This window comes from Acinetobacter sp. 5862 (assembly GCF_024494585.1).
Classification (GTDB): domain Bacteria; phylum Pseudomonadota; class Gammaproteobacteria; order Pseudomonadales; family Moraxellaceae; genus Acinetobacter.
Genome location: NZ_JANHGP010000085.1, coordinates 1 through 1,189, shown reverse-complemented (window position 1 = coordinate 1,189; position 1,189 = coordinate 1). Strand labels below are relative to the sequence as shown.

At 42.2% G+C, this 1,189-nt stretch carries 1 protein-coding gene; it reads left to right on the top strand.

Annotated features, from left to right (window positions below; translation table 11 throughout):
- Positions 1-71: 71 nt before the first annotated feature.
- Positions 72-1,150, top strand: a protein-coding gene (locus tag NO346_RS14605; protein ID WP_256415600.1) for an IS3 family transposase whose coding sequence is annotated in 2 segments (ribosomal slippage) — positions 72-324 and positions 324-1,150 — 1,080 coding nt in all. Because the reading frame shifts where the segments join, the coding sequence is not laid out codon by codon here.
- Positions 1,151-1,189 lie beyond the last annotated feature (39 nt).

Here is a 1,189-nt window from a genome sequence, read left to right as displayed (position 1 = left end):
GGTAATCCCCCCTAAAAATAAAAGGATGTAAAAGTAGAATTTTCTCTTAAGATCAAAGCAGGAGATTCTGCATGAAAACATCTAAATTTACTGACAGTCAGATTATGTCTATTTTGAAACAAGCGGAGTCTGGCACGCCTGTTGCCACCCTTTGCCGTGAACATGGTATGAGTAATGCGACTTTTTACAAATGGCGGGCTAAATATGGCGGCATGGATGCCTCATTAATTACTCGATTGAAAGAACTAGAAGCCGAAAATGCCAAGCTAAAAAAGATGTATGCTGAAGAGCGGCTTAAAGCTGAAATCATTCAGGAAGCCATGTCAAAAAAGTGGTAAAGCCATCTTGTCGTCGTCAGATGGCACAACAAGCCGTTGGTGATCATGATGCCGTCAGTATTCGTTTGGCCTGCCGTGCATTTAGTATCAGTGAAACCTGCTACCGTTATCAGTCCAAATTGAACGATGACAATGCACTGATTGCAGAACAATTGATTGAACTCACCGAAGAAAATACAGATTGGGGCTTCGGGCTATGCTTCTCTTATCTACGCCATGTTGAGAAGTGTGGTTGGAATCATAAGCGTGTTTACCGTATTTACTGTGAGCTGGCATTGAATCTGCGGATCAAACCAAGAAGACGATTAAAACGACATGTACCTGAACCATTGAAGGAACCAACTCATCCAAATCAAGTATGGTCATTGGATTTTATGCATGATCAGTTAAGTGATGGACGAAGTTACCGTTTGCTTAACGTAATTGACGACTATCGACGTGAGGGTTTAGTGATTGAAGCAGGTTTTTCACTGCCTGCACTGCGCGTCATTCGTACACTTAACCAATTGCTCGAATGGAGAGACAAACCGCTTGTGATTCGCTGCGACAATGGACCTGAATTTATCAGCCACGAATTCGTACGTTGGGCAGCTGAGCATGGTATCCGTATTGAATATATTCAACCAGGCAAGCCACAACAAAATGCTTATATCGAACGATACAATCGTACAATGCGTTATAGTTGGGTGAGCAAACATTTGTTCGATACATTGGAGCAAGTACAAGATTATGCAACACAGTGGTTGTGGCACTACAATCATGAACGACCACATCAAGCTAACGGAGGCAAACCACCTTTGATGGCTGCTTAACCTCTACTTTTAAATTCAGTTATTTATGGGAGGATTACC